Annotated in this window: 14 protein-coding genes and 1 tRNA gene; 8 read left to right on the top strand and 7 right to left on the bottom strand. The window is 48.1% G+C overall.

The features are described 5' to 3' along the window. Positions 1-37 precede the first annotated feature (37 nt). The 5 genes from ribF (at position 38) to ispH (ending at position 5,858) form a co-directional block, all read left to right on the top strand. A complete protein-coding gene (gene ribF, locus GXP22_11340; GenBank protein NOX10054.1) occupies positions 38-973 on the top strand; it encodes a bifunctional riboflavin kinase/FAD synthetase in 936 nt (311 codons plus the stop codon). A 34-nt stretch (positions 974-1,007) separates the two neighbouring features. Further along, on the top strand, positions 1,008-3,842 hold the full coding sequence (ileS, locus tag GXP22_11335; GenBank protein NOX10053.1) for an isoleucine--tRNA ligase: 2,835 nt from the start codon (positions 1,008-1,010) through the stop codon (positions 3,840-3,842). Between the two features lie 153 nt (positions 3,843-3,995). Next, positions 3,996-4,469 (top strand): lipoprotein signal peptidase, encoded by a 474-nt coding sequence (gene lspA, locus GXP22_11330; protein NOX10052.1) that lies wholly within the window; start codon positions 3,996-3,998, stop codon positions 4,467-4,469. Beyond that, positions 4,459-4,929: a peptidylprolyl isomerase gene (locus GXP22_11325; protein ID NOX10051.1), complete on the top strand. Its 471-nt coding sequence runs from the start codon at positions 4,459-4,461 to the stop codon at positions 4,927-4,929. The genes lspA and GXP22_11325 overlap by 11 nt, the downstream gene beginning before the upstream one ends. Next, a complete protein-coding gene (gene ispH / locus GXP22_11320; protein NOX10050.1) occupies positions 4,926-5,858 on the top strand; it encodes a 4-hydroxy-3-methylbut-2-enyl diphosphate reductase in 933 nt (310 codons plus the stop codon). Before GXP22_11325 ends, ispH begins: the two co-directional genes overlap by 4 nt. Before the next feature lie 32 nt (positions 5,859-5,890). Here ispH and GXP22_11315 read toward each other — a convergent pair whose 3' ends face one another. Genes GXP22_11315 through GXP22_11285 form a run of 7 tightly spaced genes read right to left on the bottom strand, consistent with a single transcriptional unit; the run spans position 5,891 to position 12,796 of the window. After that, a complete protein-coding gene (locus GXP22_11315; protein NOX10049.1) occupies positions 5,891-6,277 on the bottom strand; it encodes a prepilin-type N-terminal cleavage/methylation domain-containing protein in 387 nt (128 codons plus the stop codon). Between the two features lie 38 nt (positions 6,278-6,315). After that, entirely contained in the window at positions 6,316-6,777 is a 462-nt protein-coding gene (locus tag GXP22_11310) for a hypothetical protein (protein NOX10048.1), read from the bottom strand. A gap of 14 nt (positions 6,778-6,791) precedes the next feature. After that, positions 6,792-10,289, bottom strand: coding sequence for a hypothetical protein (locus tag GXP22_11305; protein NOX10047.1), 3,498 nt, complete (start codon positions 10,287-10,289; stop codon positions 6,792-6,794). 21 nt (positions 10,290-10,310) lie between these two features. Next, entirely contained in the window at positions 10,311-10,847 is a 537-nt protein-coding gene (locus GXP22_11300; GenBank protein ID NOX10046.1) for a hypothetical protein, read from the bottom strand. A gap of 9 nt (positions 10,848-10,856) precedes the next feature. Beyond that, the gene (locus GXP22_11295) at positions 10,857-11,822 is read right to left on the bottom strand and encodes a prepilin-type N-terminal cleavage/methylation domain-containing protein (GenBank protein ID NOX10045.1); all 966 of its coding nucleotides are present in this window, start codon (positions 11,820-11,822) and stop codon (positions 10,857-10,859) included. Then, positions 11,819-12,280 carry a type IV pilus modification protein PilV gene (gene pilV, locus GXP22_11290; GenBank protein NOX10044.1) on the bottom strand — a complete coding sequence of 154 codons (462 nt, stop codon included), beginning with the start codon at positions 12,278-12,280 and terminating at the stop codon, positions 11,819-11,821. Before pilV ends, GXP22_11295 begins: the two co-directional genes overlap by 4 nt. A gap of 39 nt (positions 12,281-12,319) precedes the next feature. After that, on the bottom strand, positions 12,320-12,796 hold the full coding sequence (locus GXP22_11285; GenBank protein ID NOX10043.1) for a pilus assembly protein: 477 nt from the start codon (positions 12,794-12,796) through the stop codon (positions 12,320-12,322). A gap of 238 nt (positions 12,797-13,034) precedes the next feature. Between GXP22_11285 and thiO the strand changes: the two genes are divergently transcribed. The 3 genes from thiO to GXP22_11270 all read left to right on the top strand — a co-directional run bounded on the left by thiO (position 13,035) and on the right by GXP22_11270 (position 16,463). After that, positions 13,035-14,108 (top strand): glycine oxidase ThiO, encoded by a 1,074-nt coding sequence (gene thiO, locus GXP22_11280; GenBank protein NOX10042.1) that lies wholly within the window; start codon positions 13,035-13,037, stop codon positions 14,106-14,108. A gap of 55 nt (positions 14,109-14,163) precedes the next feature. Further along, a tRNA-Thr gene (locus tag GXP22_11275) sits at positions 14,164-14,239 on the top strand. Positions 14,240-14,297: 58 nt separating this feature from the next. Further along, positions 14,298-16,463, top strand: a complete 2,166-nt coding sequence (locus GXP22_11270) for a YgiQ family radical SAM protein (protein ID NOX10041.1) — start codon at positions 14,298-14,300, stop codon at positions 16,461-16,463. The last annotated feature ends 62 nt before the right edge of the window (positions 16,464-16,525 follow it).

Below are 16,525 nucleotides of genomic sequence, written 5' to 3'. Positions count from 1 at the left end.
ATTAGTACGGTCTGAACAAGCCTGATTTTGAGTAATAATGCAATTAATACGTGGTTTACATAATCTAAGACCTGAACACCGGGGTTGCGCGGCAACCATTGGTAATTTTGATGGTGTTCATCTAGGTCATCAGGCAGTATTGGGGCAGATTTCGGAACGTGCCGAGATGTTGGGTTTACCAACGGTAGTGATTACCTTTGAGCCACAACCGAATGAATTTTTTAGGCCGCAATCGGCACCTCCACGGTTAACCCGTTTTCGTGAAAAACTGGTGGCACTACGGCGTTATTCGGTTGATCGGGTCTGTTGTCTGAATTTTGATCAAACCTTCGCTAACCTGACGGCAGAACAGTTTGTTAAACAGGTGTTGGTGGATGGTTTGGATGTGCGTTATCTAGTGGTCGGTGATGACTTCCATTTTGGTAAAGGACGCGAGGGTGATTTTGCCTTTTTACAGGAAGCGGGAGAATGTTACGGGTTTTCTGTGGTGAACATGCATACCTTCGCGATTGATGGGGAACGTGTGAGTAGCACCCGTATTCGTCAAGCCCTGGCTGAAGGAGATATGAAGACGGCGGAAAAGATGTTGGGTCGTCCGTATCGGATGTGTGGACGTGTTGCACATGGTAATAAACGGGGTCGTATGATTGGTTTTCCTACCGCTAATATTTTTTTGCATCGCAAGGTATCACCGGTACAAGGTGTGTTTGCCGTTGAGATGTTTGGGCTGGAACGGGAACCCATACAGGGGGTTGCCAATATTGGTACACGACCAACGGTTGATGGTAGTAAGGCGCTGCTTGAGATCCACCTGTTTGATTTTAATGCGGATATTTATGGACGTTATATCCAGGTGGACTTTTCGTACAAGCTGCGGGATGAAGTGCGCTTCGACTCTTTCGAGGATCTGCGTCAGCAGATTGATATTGATGCAGAACAGGCAAGACAATTTTTTGCCGAATTTTCAGCGTAACGATGATATTTTATTATGATGGTGGTATAGCTCTGTGGCGAATTACAAAGATACATTAAATCTTCCAAAAACGGCTTTTGCCATGAAGGCTAATCTGGCAAATCGTGAACCCTTGATTCTTAAACGTTGGGATGAGATTAATCTTTACCAGCGCCTGATCGAGCAGGGTAAGGATCGGCCTGATTTTATCCTGCATGATGGCCCGCCCTACGCCAATGGTAATATCCATATTGGTCATGCGGTCAACAAGGTGCTCAAGGATATTATTATCAAGAGTAAAACCCTGTCCGGTTTTAATACGCCTTACGTGCCGGGTTGGGATTGTCATGGCCTGCCGATTGAACTCAATGTTGAGAAGAAGGTGGGTAAGGCCGGGCACAAGGTGGATGCGGCTACCTTTCGTCGCGCCTGCCGGGAATATGCAAAAAAACAGGTGGATGGGCAAAAGAAAGATTTTATTCGTTTAGGTATCGTTGCCGATTGGGATAACCCTTACCTGACCATGGACTTCCAGTTCGAGGCCGATATTATTCGTTCGCTGGGTCAGATTGCGGAGAATGGACACCTGCACAAGGGTTCTAAACCCGTGCATTGGTGTATTGATTGTGGTTCAGCTCTGGCTGAGGCCGAGGTTGAATATGAGGACAAGACCTCACCAGCGATTGATGTGCGTTTTCGGGTGCTGGATGATGAGGCACTGATGGCGCGTTGTCATCATGCTGAGGGGGGTGAAGGCAAGGGGCCATTGTCAGTGGTGATCTGGACCACAACGCCCTGGACCTTACCAGCCAACCAGGCGGTTGCAGTGAACCCTGAACTGGAATATGTAGTGGTTGATTGCGGACATGAACGGCTGTTAATGGCTGAAGGTCTGATGAAGGATACGATGGTGCGTTACGAGATAGAGACCTATCGTGTGCTAGCCTATTGCAAGGGCTCTGATCTGGAAGGACTGAAACTCGCGCACCCATTTTATCAGCGTGAGGTGCCGGTGATTCTGGGCGATCATGTTAGCCTTGAAGCAGGAACAGGCGCGGTGCATACGGCACCGGGACATGGTCAGGATGATTATGCCGTGGGGCTGCGTTATAGGTTAGCCGTGGATAACCCTGTGGGTTCTAATGGTTGCTTCCTGCCGGACACAGAAATATTTGCCGGAGAACATGTATTTAAGGCGAATGATCATGTGATTGAGGTGCTTAAGGCCAAAGGTGCGCTGTTGCGTGAAGAGGCCGTATTACATAGCTATCCGCATTGCTGGCGACACAAGACACCGATTATCTTTCGCGCTACACCGCAGTGGTTTATCAGCATGGAACGAAATGGTCTGCGTGATGCGGCTATGAAAGAGATTGGTAAGGTACAGTGGATGCCGGACTGGGGTCAGGCAAGGATTGAATCAATGGTGGAGAATCGCCCCGACTGGTGTGTCTCCAGACAACGTACCTGGGGTGTGCCCATTGCCTTGTTTATCCATAAAACCACGGGTGAGCTGCATCCCGATACCCATAAGCTGATTGAACAGGTTGCACGGTTGGTGGAAGAAAAGGGAGTTGATGGCTGGTTTGAGCTGGAGGCAGAAGATCTGCTCGGTACGGATGCCGGAGACTATGACAAATTAACCGATACCCTTGATGTCTGGTTTGACTCGGGTTCCTCGCATCACTGTGTGCTGGATCGTCGGCAACAGCTACATGCCCCGGCAGACTTGTACCTGGAAGGTTCCGATCAGCATCGAGGATGGTTTCAGTCGTCACTATTAAGTGCGGTAGCAATGCAGGGCAAGGCACCTTATAAGGCTGTGTTGACGCATGGTTTTGTAGTTGATGCCAAGGGACAGAAGATGTCCAAGTCCAAGGGTAATGTCGTTGCACCACAGAAGATTATTTCAAACCTGGGTGCTGATATCTTGCGTCTATGGGTGGCAGCCACCGATTATCGTGGTGAGATGCATGTCTCGGATGAGATCCTCAAACGTACCGCAGACTCTTATCGACGTATTCGTAATACGGCACGTTTTCTATTGGCTAATCTCAATGGTTTTGATCCGCTAGAACATATTTTGCCCGTCGATCAGATGTTGGCACTGGATCGTTGGGCTGTAGAAAAGACGCGTTTGTTACAACAGGATTTGTGTCAGACCTATGAACAATATGAATTTCACCAAATCTATCAGAAGATCCATCATTTTTGTGCAACGGACATGGGTGGTTTTTATCTCGATATTATCAAGGATCGACAGTACACCACACAGGCTGATAGTGTTGCCAGACGTTCAGCACAGACCGCAATGTATTACATCATTGAAGCGCTGGTACGCTGGGTTGCTCCTATTCTGAGTTTTACTGCAGAAGAAATCTGGCAGCAGATACCGGGTGAACATGGCGACTCGGTATTTCTTGATCAATGGTACGCATTGCCAGAGATCCCGGAGATGAAGACCAGTGATGGCCGTGTGCTTGATATGGCAATATGGGGTCAGGTGATTACTGTGCGTACGGCAGTGGGCAAGGAACTCGAACGAGTGCGTGTAGCCGGTGATATTGGTTCTTCGCTGGGTGCGGAGGTTAGCTTGTATTGTGAGCAAGGTTTGCTGGATGTTTTGTCTCGACTGGAGGATGAATTACGCTTTGTGTTGATTACCTCGTCGGCGCGTCTGTATTCTGCGGAGGAACGACCGGATCAGATTGTTGAACTTGATTGTGATGGGCAACCACTATGGGTCAGGGTTGAGGCATCGGAACATAACAAGTGTACGCGTTGTTGGCATCATTGTGAGGATGTGGGGTTGAGTGAGCAACATCCTGAGTTGTGTGGGCGTTGTATTGAGAATGTTGATGGGCATGGTGAGCAGCGGCAATATGCTTGAAGTTCGAGGCAGGGATTGCTCCTCTCTAACAGAGACACGCCGTGAATACGTCCGTGTAGGCTCGCATCCCTGCGGCTGACGGTCTCTGTTAGAGAGGAGCAATCCCTGCCTCTTGAGTAGTTGATAGGGTGTGTAATGGTTAAATCTAGTTCGATGTTGTCGTGGTTGTGGTTATCCTTGCTGGTGCTGGTGTTGGATCAGTTGACGAAGTATCTGGCGGATACGGGTCTGGATTATGCTCAACCGGTTGCACTTATTCCGCAGTTGAATCTCTTGTTACTTTATAACCCTGGGGCTGCCTTTAGTTTTTTGAGTGATGCCTCGGGTTGGCAACGCTGGTTCTTTGTTGTTATCGGGGTGGTGATTAGTACAGTATTATTATTCTGGATGCGGGGTTTGTCGCGTGCGGATAGACGTGTGGCAATCGCTCTTGCTTTGGTTCTGGGTGGTGCCATTGGTAATATTGTAGATCGTCTATTGCACGGTTACGTTATCGATTTTATTGATGTCTATTATAATGGCTGGCACTGGCCGGCATTTAATATTGCCGATTCAGCGATTACGGTAGGGGTGGTATTGCTACTGGTGGATAGTATTAAAACTCAGGATAGTAGTGATGGAAAATAAGCCTGTGAAGGTGATTGAACCGGGTGATCGTGTGCGGCTTCATCTCTCTATTACGCTGGAGGATGGTACTGTGGTGGAGGATACCTTTGCCGATGATCCGATTGATCTGGTGATGGGTGATGGCAGCTTGATAGCGGGTCTGGAATACGCGCTTTATGGTCTGCGTGCTGGTAGTCGTGAGAAAATTCTGATTACCGCTAAAGATGCCTATGGTGTGCGTGAGGAGGGGGCTATTTACCCTGTTTTACGCAATGATTTTCCTGATGATATGGAGATTAAGCCGGGTTCTGTGGTGTCTTTTTCACTTGAAGGTCAGGGTGAAGTACCGGCACTGGTGATTGCAGTGGAAGATGAACAGGTGCAGGTTGATTTTAATCATCCGCTGGCAGGGCATGACATCTTGTTGAAAACCGAGATTTTGTTAGTTGAGGCGTTATCCTCAGAGGATCATGGTGAATGAATATTATGCTTGCCAGTCCGCGTGGTTTTTGTGCGGGTGTTGATCGGGCAATAGGCATTGTGGAACGTACTCTGGCGTTATTTTCACCCCCTGTTTATGTGCGGCATGAGGTGGTGCATAACCGTTTTGTAGTGGAATGTTTACGTGAGCATGGCGCGGTCTTTATTGAATCATTGGATGAGGTGCCGGCAGGTTCAAATCTGATTTTTAGTGCACATGGTGTACCGGAGTCGGTTAAACGGGAGGCGCAGCAACGTCAATTAAAGGTGTTTGATGCAACCTGTCCTCTAGTGACTAAGGTGCATCTGGAGGTTCATCGTTATGCTCGTGCCGGACAGGAATGTGTGCTGATTGGTCATGCTGGTCACCCCGAGGTAGAAGGTACTATGGGACAGTATGATACTAGCCAGGGGGGACGGATTTACCTGGTAGAGAATGTTGCTGATGTCGAGCAGCTTAAACTTAATAACCCTGATTCCTGTGCCTTTGTCACGCAGACAACTTTGTCGATGGATGATGCGAGTGCAATTATTGCTGCCTTAAGGCAATATTTCCCTGCTATTCAGGGCCCTAAAAAATCGGATATTTGTTATGCCACTCAAAATCGTCAGGATGCGGTAAAGATACTGGCTGATCATTGTGACATTATCCTGGTGGTGGGTTCACCGAATAGCTCAAACTCCAATCGTCTACGTGAACTGGCTGAGAAGAAAGGGGTTAATGCTTATTTGATTGATGGAGCAGATGATATCAATAAAACCTGGTTTACCTCAGATAGCTGTATCGGGATCACGGCAGGTGCCTCTGCACCTGAGCAACTGGTGCAACAAGTGGTTGATGATCTGGTTGAGCAGGGTGGTACCGTAATACCTCAGCCTGATGCCTATACCGAGGACGTTACTTTCTTGCTACCTAAAGATTTACGGTAGGGTGCGTACTACGCACCAATATTTCTTTCAAATTACCAGCATTCGCTGGGACTGGATCCAGTAGCCGTTCTTAAATTAGTTTGATCAATGGATAGGGAGGTACATTTTGTATCATTGGTTTGATTTCCAATAGCTGTGGCCTTGAGAATGAAAGTGCTGGCTGTGAGCGTACCACCAATGGAATAATACCCTTCACCGGATGTAGCACTAAAGGTGCAGTTGGCATTGTTATAGGCATTGAACTCTGAATAACAGCGTTCCAGACTTTGCGCAGCGACCATTAGTGCTGATTGTCCATCGGTACGTCGGGTTTTAACCACTTGTTCATGGTAAGAAGGATAAACCAGAACAACAAGAATACCGATAATAACCATCGCTATCAGTAACTCGATTAATGTAAAACCCTTTGTTTTTTGCATGGTCTGATTCCCCTATGGAGTTGTCCTGTTGTGATATATTACTCACTGCTAATGCCGTAATTATCAGGCAATATCCATATTTCAGTGATGATATTTTCTTTGGCTATGAGGCTAACACCTATTTGTATATAAGGTTTAAGCATGGATAAGGGAATGCTATCACCCTTCAGTGTATGAATGGGTATAATGCTAGCTATTTGGTAGGAGGCATCATTCAGGCTAATCGTGCGATCCTGATCATGGATACTATCAATATAGCCGATACGCTGGAAGCTTTCAGGATAGCTGTCCGGTAGAGTGGTTATTGTATTATTATTGCTGGTTGATTTATCCTCTGATTCAGGTTGGATTTCGGATTTTTCTTTCGGACTTGCCTTATTTTCTATTTTGTTAAAACCCGCTGTAAAGGCACCACCATAGTCCGGTTTTTTTTGTGCAGCCTGCAACAAGGTTGATGTTGCCAGTAATGCGGATAACAAAATATATGTAATCGTTTTCATGATTGTTTCTACCTTTATTTAGAGAGTTCTTCCCAGGAAAGACGACCCGTGTTGACACCACCCAGTGTTTCTACTGTTTTGGCGACAATTTCATCACCGGTACCGGTATCGGTGCCCGGGGTATATTGTTTATCGCCGAGGAAGGATGATTGCGCGGGTAGGCCTTCATTAAATTTTTGTCCGGACAGGGCATTACCATTGAGCAGATCGGATGCATCGACAATATTATCACCGGTGTAATCAAAGACAGCATCATCAGGTTGGCCACAGTTCTCGATCTTGATTGACATCTGCCAGCCATAACCACCACTGGTACAAATCGCAGTTGAAGGCACCATCGAGTTAAAATAGACGTAGTCACCACGGATGACAGGATCGGTGACGACACGCTCTCCTGAATCGGGTAGATCAAAATAACAGCCATAGCGTTTTGAACCACCATTGGCATCGTAAGGTACGCTGTTACTGGATAGTACACGGGCATCTGATGGGCTGCCAGCAGCGAAGGTCTGGGCTATCAGATCACTGCGGGTCAGATTGGCCTTGCCGCCATCCCAGACCCCGTAGAAGGACTGTCCAGTGGTGGTGCTGCTGTCGCTACTGACCAGATATTGGCCGGTACCAAAATAGACCAGAACATTGGGGGTATTGCTAGCGGTTGTTACCTCTGTTGGATGAGGAGCTACCTCGGGGGTACTGGTAATCGGCTGTCCGGTGGGTGTGGTAAACATGGGCTTGGGTGTCGATCCAGTCTTGAATACCGAGGCCCAGTTGGATGGTGTCGCATTACTTAGATCGAAGGCCCATAGATTACCCCTGAGATCGCCTGCATAGACACGATCTGCGGTGCCATTGCCATCGGTATCAATCACGGCAGGGCCAGCAATACCGTTACGGTCACTGGAGGTTCCAACCTTGGTGTCGATCTTTATGTAGTCGGTGCCGTATGTCCAGACACCATCAAGGCCACCTTCAAGGAACAGCACGAATAATTGCGCGCTACCAGCACCGGTATCATTGTAGCCGTTGCCAAAGATGGCAGCCCATTTACCATTGTTCATCAAGGCGACAACAGGCTTACTGTAGGTGTAGCCCAGATCAGCCTCATAAAATTCCCACATGACAATCTTTGATGCGTTAGCCTCGGTAAATGTTGATGGATCGGTAACATCCAGGGCAAACATGCCACGACCACCACTACGTTCGCTACCTAACAATATGGAGGACCACTTGGCACTCCCGGTTAAGGCGGTTTTAATGAAGGCATCACTGATAACCGGGGAGTTGTCGACATAATAACGATGACTATAGGCGGGATCTGTCAGGTAATGCATCCCATCATTGGTGCTGCTGGAGAACATGTTGCTGGGGATATAAGCGAGTACCTCTTGACCTGTATCAGATCGGAAACCGTGTAACATCCCATCATTGGCACCCACATAGATGACACCAGCACGGGTGGCGTAGGTGGTTTTGAAGTCAGAATATTGCCCGCCCGAACTGCTGGGGAAGGGTGAATCGTCGGGCCAGTTAACCTCCGGTTCACCGACAAAGACCGGGGCAGAATGAATGATGTCACCAAGACGACTGCTACGCATCCTGAAACCAAGACCACTGCCTTCATTGCTACGATCACCGCGTATAAAGTCAAGGCGTGCTTCGCCAATGACATTACTGTCGGTGCCTCCCGCTGGATTGGTCTTGAGGTCACCTTGTTGTGTGCTTGCCAGGTCGGCCCACTGAAAGGGGATGCCGGTACTACCATCATGGGTCAGGATGACGCGGGGTGATACTGCCAGGTTACGGTTGTTTAATTCAGTGGCTGTATCCCAGCTTGCGATGCTATTGATATCACCGGTGTTACCATCAAGGGCATAGGCGAGTAACTGACCACTCCAGCGATTAGAATTGAACAGTGCCAGGTAGACCATACTGTTGGCTTCCAGTGAACCGGTGTTAAAGGTTACAGCTGCCGCACTACCGGTACGGTCAGCGATGTCTTCAACCATTTCAGATAGGGCTGAACTTAGTGTGCTGGGGTCCTCGGCATCAAGGAAAAGCCCACGGCTGTTATAGGCGGCATGGCGCAGATCATCAATTTTTTGTAGATTACCTGCCCAGGGGCTGGGCCAGGTGAAAGGGGATGTGGTATTGGTGGGCATGGCTGAAATAGTCCCTGTGGTACCGAAGGCAATACTGTAATTAACGACGTGCTGGTGATCCGCTTCATCAACCCCGGCTTTGATGGGCACCATATCATTCAGACTGGTCTGGATATCTCTCTCATAAAAATTCATGGCAATATCAGCCAGAGTATCAGAGTAAGGGTCACCAAAGGGACCCGAGGTGCCGCTATCCCATTGGGTGTTATTATCACCATCCTGGTTGCCCAGGTGGAAATGACCATTATAAAAACCATCGGTCATCAGTATGCTGAAGTTTTGTTGGCACTCACCGCCATCGGCCTGTGAAAGAGCAGGGCAGGAGGTGAACAGGGAATTGGATTTACATTCCAGATAGCGACCAGCATTGTACAGTGTACTGCGCAAGGGTGTTCCAGACCATGAGTTAATGGAGTAGAGTCTATCCAGTAGGGCGCGCTTGGCTCCGCTAGCAGGATCAGCATTCATGGGTTGGATGGCAACACGTCCCGCATTGTTATTAATCGTGGTCAGGCCAATACGGACATTCTCGGCAGAGGCAATGACCAGACCAAAGGATGATTTGGTGAGAAATTCACGGCTACGATAATAACTGAACCAGTTAGCAAAATTCTGTTGAGTCGTTGCCGATTCGTTCTTGATCTGATGTTCGGTTTCTTCACCGTTATCAAATAGCCCATCGCTATCAGCATCGACCCAGGTGTAGTAACGAAAGCCGTCAAAGGTACCATCACTATCTCGATCCGAGGTGCCACGACTGGTGCCACCCAGCCAGTTTGAATTATTAACTGTCAGGTTAATGGTTTCACCAGGGTTATAGGGGTTATCCGGGGCATTAGTGATATTAATATCGGTAAATGGATTACCAGAGATATCAACGCCAGACCAGGGCACGTAGGTCTTGTTAGGGTCAAAATACAGGGGGTTAAAAACACTGTTGCGGAAACGCCATGCCTCATCATCAGCTGTATTACAATCAGAGCTATTATCACCGTAGGTGTTACTACCAAACTCAACACCATAGGTATATCCTGTGAAGGTACCGCTGTTAATACTACAATTTGCTGTACCACTATCATTACTGTCGCGGTTTTTTATGTTGCCAGAACTGGTTGGGTTACTACCATCGGGCTGTGATCCTGTGAACAGAGCATTGAAGTTGTAATCCTTTGATACAATCTCCCAGTCCATACTGCCAGAATCATCCAGTACCATCATAATATTGGCTTCTGAACTGGTGCGTAAAAATAATGGGCTTTCGCTCAAGGTGCCCGGTGATGCTATTGCCTGATTAAAGGCAAGTAAGGATAGGCCTGTTGTAAGTAGTAATATTTTATAAGATAGATTCATAATTAACTCCTGACAAGCACACTAAAAACGTTTTCCATAATGGGTTTGTAATAATACCTGGGTCGTATCACGCCCCCCGGTACCTCTTGAGGTGATACGGAAGGTGGTTACATTACCGCCAACGGGTTTATCACTGTAACCACCGATATTAATTGAGCCACCGGCACCACTGATATCACCGACATGTTTAACGACATAACGCGGTTGTGATTTTACCGCAGGCATAGTTCCGGAGTAGGTTCTAGCAGAGACCCAGGTGTTTGAAATGAAGTAGTCCGGGTCGGATGTGGCTAAGGCATAGAGCCCCTCGGTGTCATTAAATTGACTGGTGTTAACGATGTTATTAACAAAGGTCTCGCCGTCACGCATGGCAACCTCGGAAGATTGAAGAGCCAGGTTACGATCACGCATATTACCGGACATTTTTTCTTCCAGGATGGTGCCTTGCATACTGGATAGACCGAGCAGGGTCATCACCAGCAGAATCATCAAACTTACAACCAATACCGCGCCTTGCTGTTTTTTATTACCGGGTGCTTGAGTGGGTGTTGTATTCATGGTTATTCTCTATACGCGGTTACGAATGGTGATGGTTGTGGTGAATATCTTGCGCAGACGTTGATCAGGTGCGCTAAAGGTATTACCCATATAGCTATAGGTGCGCCCTGCATCCGTGATCTTGTCATCCGGGTTACGCACCATGAGTGAGATGCGTACACTGACAACATTATTCATATCAACAACACTGCCAGCGGATACATAATAATTGGCAGAACCATCGCCATCGGTATCTTCGCCATAGATGATCTGCATATTTTCAATGCCATCCACTAATTCTTCATTGACACCATTAGTGCTACGGAACAGAGCGGGTTCACCACTGTTACCTGCTGCGATCTGGTAGGAGTACTGGCGGGCGATATAGATCTGGGCATCGCCTTGATAGACGGTAGAGAGGTTTTTAGTGGCGTTGCCAATGCTGCCAGTTCCGGTATTGTGTACCACGGTACCACTGGTGTTGGGGTTGGCATTGGTGATCTGGAAGATGTCACCCATCTTACAATCGCTAATGGCAACGACATCATTTTGCTGTAGTCCATTATTTGCGTTGACCTTGATATTGGCTGCGTTGGTATTCATGTAGGGTGTCTCGACCATGATTCCACTACCAATGGCACCACGTATGATCAGTGTATCGGAACCATTAAGTCCGGTGTTATCAGTGCCATCCACACCACCTCCCATAAAGTCGATATAGCCCGCACTGACAGGATTAAGCAGATTATTAAAGTTTGACATATCCCGGTTGCAACCCCAGAAGTCGGCCATGCGTGCATTTCTGGCCAGAAAATCCATAGCAAAGCGACCATTCTCCTGTATCCTGGATATGGCCTCCTGTACCCGGTAGGTCTGTTTTGTACCAACAAAGATCTGGAGGATGCCTGCCAGCAGGATCAGGCTGATGGTGATGGATATCATGACCTCGACCAGGGTCAATCCGTGTTGGTTTTTTATTGCGGGTATTCTATTCATGGTTGAAAACTCATCACAAAACGTTTGAGGTTGCCACTGCGATCATCATCCCACCAGATCTTGATGACATAGATACTGCCGCCACCACTACAGGCGGGAGCAGCGACACCAGTACCATCATCGGGGCTACTATCCAGACAAACTATACCCACTCCCTTGGGTAATAAAGAGGCAACCTCCTGACGCCATTGCCAGGCATCATTCTGTGCCATCTGGTCAGAGCTGCAGCCGGCTACAGTGGAACAGGATGCCACACTGGCAGCGGCAGGTGTATTGTAGGAGCCGCCATTGACTGCAGACATATTGGCACGCATACGATCTGCTATATCATAACTAAGCAGCGTAGCCTGAGTGCGCAGGTAAGCACTATGATTATTTCTAAGTGCCGTGGCCTGCAGGCCAGCGATGCCTAATAGTCCAATCGACAGGATAACAACGGTAACCAGAACCTCGGTCATGCTGAATCCATTTTGTTTGTGTAGGTTATTCTTCATAATTTATGGGCAGGTATGAGTCTTGGTGTAAGGGCGACCCTGTGGGTTAACAGTGATGGTACGGATTTGATCACCACTACAGTATGGACGTGTCAGGATGAATGAAAGGGTGCTGGCGGTTGCCTGGTATCCAGTGCCAAGGTATTGAATATTACTGGCTGACCCCGATAATGTACTGTCACCACTGAGACTGGACCAGACCTGAATAATCGTATCGGTGCTATCTTTAGTGCCTGCAGTGCTACCATCGGCAAAGACCATCCAACCCGTTGACCAGTCATTACTGGCACTACAACTTAGACCATCATCACTACTACAGATAGTCGTGCGACTGCCACTGCGGATTGCCTCACTGCGGGTGATTTGTAGTGCCGATACCAGGTTGTTGGCCTGTGAGGTAATACGATTGTTTTGTTCAAAGCTTTGCATGGCGGGTACTCCGAGTCCTAACAGGATACCGGCGATCACTAGAGTGATCATAAGTTCAACGAGTGTAAATCCATAGTTTTTGTGCATGTGTGAGTTATAGGGCAGCCTGTGTATGTATGCTAGTAAAAACCGATGATCGGTGTGTTTTTTCAGACTAGCGGTTATTAAATCGCTAGACTGCCATTCCCGCGCAGGCGGGAATCCATTGCATTTCGGTGTTAATATAATATGGTAGGGTGCGTACCACGCACCAAAAGCTCTTCGAAATGATAGTGAAAGAAGGTATGTAATGACGTGTATTGTGGTGGGTGCTGGTCTGATCGGGTTATTGACAGCACATGAATTGGCGCTTGCCGGTATGGATGTTTTAGTGCTTGAGCGTAATGAGCCTGGTCAGGAGTCTTCATGGGCAGGTGGTGGTATTTTATCGCCTCTGCACCCGTGGCGCTATCCGCAGGCTGTCTCTGAACTGGCTCGCTGGAGTCAGTTGCATTACCCCGTATTTGCCGATTATCTAAGGGATAAAAGCGGGATTGATCCGCAATGGGTAAAGAGTGGGCTACTGATTCAGGGGGGTGATCCTGAACAGGCAAAAAACTGGGCACAGCAATTTGATGTGCGGATGAAAATCCTGGATGACGCAGGGATACGTCAATGTGAGCCCGCCCTGGCGGAGGTGCGTGCGCCAGGTATCTGGTTACCGGAGATTGCACAGTTGCGTAATCCACGTTTACTGAAATCCTTGCGTAAAACCTTGCAGATTATGGGGGTGGAGATCCGTTGTCAGAGTGAGGTTAATGGTCTTGATATACAGGGTGATCGAATTCTTGGGGTCAGGGTTGACGGTCAGCGCCTTGCTGCGCAGCAGGTGGTGATTGCCAGTGGCGCCTGGAGTGGGCAGGTGTTAAATGGTACGGGCTTGAGTCTTGATGTCTATCCGATCAAAGGACAGATGTTGTTGTTTAAGGCTGAACCGAGTGTATTGCAGCGTATCGTCCTGCATCATGATCGTTATGTGATCCCCCGTTGTGATGGTCGTGTGTTGATCGGTAGTACGATGGAAGATTCTGGTTTTGATAAGGGTACTAGTGAGTCTGCGCGTAAGGAATTATATGCGGTTGCTACGGCAATGATTCCTGCACTGGCTAATTATCCAGTCGAACGACATTGGGCCGGTTTACGCCCGGCATCACCCGATGGCACGCCTTTTGTCGGACCACATCCTGGTATCGATGGCCTGTATATTAATGCCGGCCATTTCAGGAATGGTGTGGTGATGGGTTATGCCTCGGCGCACTTGCTGGTTGATCAGCTGTTGGGTCGGGAACCCATTCTGGATGTGACACCTTATTTACCAGTATAAAATGTAAAATGGGGTCAAGACTTGATCCCGTATGCCTGTTATAATCCCCACCCATGCCGGAATAGCTCAGTCGGTAGAGCAGTTCATTCGTAATGAAAAGGTCGGGGGTTCAATTCCTCTTTCCGGCACCATTCTTATATCATCCCCTGAAAATAATTTGTTTTCAGGGGCTTCTTGATCGGTTACCCCATGTCTGATACTAAAGCATTGTTTTCCTATCGTTCCTTCTGGGCTAAACGCTTTGGTGTTGCTTCAGTATTGCCGACCACCCGTGCTGATATGGATGCACTGGGCTGGGATTCCTGTGACATTATTCTGGTAACGGGTGATGCCTATGTCGATCATCCCAGTTTTGGTATGGCGGTGATTGGTCGGGTGCTGGAAGCGCAGGGTTTCCGTGTGGGCATCATTGCTCAACCGGATTGGCAATCGGTGGATGATTTTCAGGCTCTAGGGGTTCCTAATTTGTTCTTTGGCGTGACAGCGGGCAACATGGATTCCATGATTAATCGCTACACGGCAGATCGCAAGGTGCGTTCGGATGATGCCTACACTCCAGGTGGAAAGGCGGGTAAACGTCCTGATCGTTCGGTACTGGTTTATGCTCAGCGTTGTCGTGAGGCGTGTAAGGGTGTGCCTGTTATTATCGGAGGGATTGAGGCCAGTCTTAGACGTATTGCACATTATGATTACTGGTCAGATAAGGTTAGACGTTCGATCTTGATTGATGCCAAAGCGGATTTACTGGTGTTCGGCAATGGGGAACGACAGGTGGTGGAGATTGCCCATCGTCTTGCCGCAGGGGAGTTGGTGTCCGATTTAACTGACATCAGGGGTACGGCCTATACCTGTAATGAGGTTCCGACCGGGTGGACAGAGTTGGATTCAAGCGAGGTTGATGAACCCGGTAGGGTTGATTCACATACAGATCCTTATGCGGAGCCAGTATCGAGTCATACCGCGCCAGCGGATAATCAATCAGATCAAACTATTGTTCGTTTTCAAAAACGCCCGCGTCTGGATCGTCAACGTTGTGTCTTGCGTATTCCCTCATTTGAGACGGTATGTCACGATCGTGTGTTGTATGCTCATGCCTCCAGGGTCTTGCACTTGGAAACAAACCCGGGCAATGCGCGTGCCCTGATTCAGGCGCATGGGAATCGTTATGTATGGCTTAATCCACCGGTTGTTCCATTAAGCACCGAGGAGTTGGATCAGGTCTTCGAGTTGCCTTATACACGCCAGCCTCATCCTGCCTATGGCGGTGTAAATATCCCTGCTTATGAGATGATTCGTTTCTCGATCAATATTATGCGGGGTTGTTTTGGAGGTTGTACCTTTTGCTCGATTACCGAACACGAGGGCAGGATTATCCAGAATCGTTCAGAGGCATCCATTATTCGTGAGATTGAACAGATTCGTGATACGGTGCCTGGTTTTACCGGGGTTATCTCGGATCTAGGTGGGCCAACGGCAAATATGTATCGCCTGGCGTGCAAGAGCAAAAAGATTGAATCGGCCTGCCGGCGTTTATCCTGCGTCTACCCTGATATTTGTTCCAATATGGGCACCAACCATGATCCATTAATCAGTCTGTATCGGCGAGTACGTGAATTACCGGGGATAAAACGGGTCTTTATTGCCTCTGGTCTGCGTTATGACCTGGCTGTACGTTCACCGGAATATGTTAAAGAACTGGTCACTCATCATGTGGGTGGCTACCTGAAAATTGCCCCGGAGCATACCGAGGATGCGCCATTAAGTAAGATGATGAAGCCGGGAGTAGATAGTTATTATCGTTTCCGGGAGATGTTTGAACGTTTTTCTAAACAGGCAGGTAAGGAACAATATTTGATTCCCTATTTCATTGCTGCGCACCCGGGTACGAGTGTAGAAGATATGATGAATCTGGCAATCTGGTTAAAGCAGCATGGTTATCGTGCAGATCAGGTGCAGACTTTTCTACCATCACCGATGGCAACCGCATCGGCGATGTATCATACCGGCAAGAATCCCTTGCGCAAGATTCACCGCGAGGGTGGTGAAGTGGAAGTCCCCAAGGGCTTGCGTATTCGTCGTTTGCATAAGGCCTTTTTACGTTATCACGATGCGAATAACTGGCCGATATTACGTGAGGCCTTGCGTGAGATGGGGCGTGAGGATTTAATCGGTAATGGCAAACGGCATTTGATTCCACTCTGGCAACCGGAGGGAACAGGAAGTAATGATGAAAGAAAAACGAACCCCAAGAAATCTTTTCGTACCCAGCATACCGGTTTACATAATAAGTCCGCTAATAATAAGAAGAAGCGACGTAAACCGCTAAAACGTAGCAGGCAGGGGCGTGAGGATTGACCCCTCGGTTTAGTTATAAAATTCTGGTAGAAAAAGCAGTAAGTGGTGCTATAATTTTTAGA

The organism is Gammaproteobacteria bacterium (assembly GCA_013151035.1).
In the GTDB taxonomy this organism is placed as follows: domain Bacteria; phylum Pseudomonadota; class Gammaproteobacteria; order JAADJB01; family JAADJB01; genus JAADJB01.
Note: the sequence above shows the minus strand (reverse complement) of the source record. Positions and strands in the feature narration are given on the sequence as shown.

What these genes read in the sequence shown, in the direction of transcription:
- ribF (NOX10054.1), top strand. Translation starts at nt 38, where the DNA reads ATGCAATTAATACGTGGTTTACATAATCTAAGACCTGAACACCGGGGT.
- lspA (NOX10052.1), top strand. Translation starts at nt 3,996, where the DNA reads ATGTTGTCGTGGTTGTGGTTATCCTTGCTGGTGCTGGTGTTGGATCAG.
- GXP22_11325 (NOX10051.1), top strand. Translation starts at nt 4,459, where the DNA reads ATGGAAAATAAGCCTGTGAAGGTGATTGAACCGGGTGATCGTGTGCGG.
- ispH (NOX10050.1), top strand. Translation starts at nt 4,926, where the DNA reads ATGAATATTATGCTTGCCAGTCCGCGTGGTTTTTGTGCGGGTGTTGAT.
- GXP22_11315 (NOX10049.1), bottom strand. Translation starts at nt 6,277, where the DNA reads ATGCAAAAAACAAAGGGTTTTACATTAATCGAGTTACTGATAGCGATG.
- GXP22_11310 (NOX10048.1), bottom strand. Translation starts at nt 6,777, where the DNA reads ATGAAAACGATTACATATATTTTGTTATCCGCATTACTGGCAACATCA.
- GXP22_11305 (NOX10047.1), bottom strand. Translation starts at nt 10,289, where the DNA reads ATGAATCTATCTTATAAAATATTACTACTTACAACAGGCCTATCCTTA.
- GXP22_11300 (NOX10046.1), bottom strand. Translation starts at nt 10,847, where the DNA reads ATGAATACAACACCCACTCAAGCACCCGGTAATAAAAAACAGCAAGGC.
- GXP22_11295 (NOX10045.1), bottom strand. Translation starts at nt 11,822, where the DNA reads ATGAATAGAATACCCGCAATAAAAAACCAACACGGATTGACCCTGGTC.
- pilV (NOX10044.1), bottom strand. Translation starts at nt 12,280, where the DNA reads ATGACCGAGGTTCTGGTTACCGTTGTTATCCTGTCGATTGGACTATTA.
- GXP22_11285 (NOX10043.1), bottom strand. Translation starts at nt 12,796, where the DNA reads ATGATCACTCTAGTGATCGCCGGTATCCTGTTAGGACTCGGAGTACCC.
- thiO (NOX10042.1), top strand. Translation starts at nt 13,035, where the DNA reads ATGACGTGTATTGTGGTGGGTGCTGGTCTGATCGGGTTATTGACAGCA.
- GXP22_11270 (NOX10041.1), top strand. Translation starts at nt 14,298, where the DNA reads ATGTCTGATACTAAAGCATTGTTTTCCTATCGTTCCTTCTGGGCTAAA.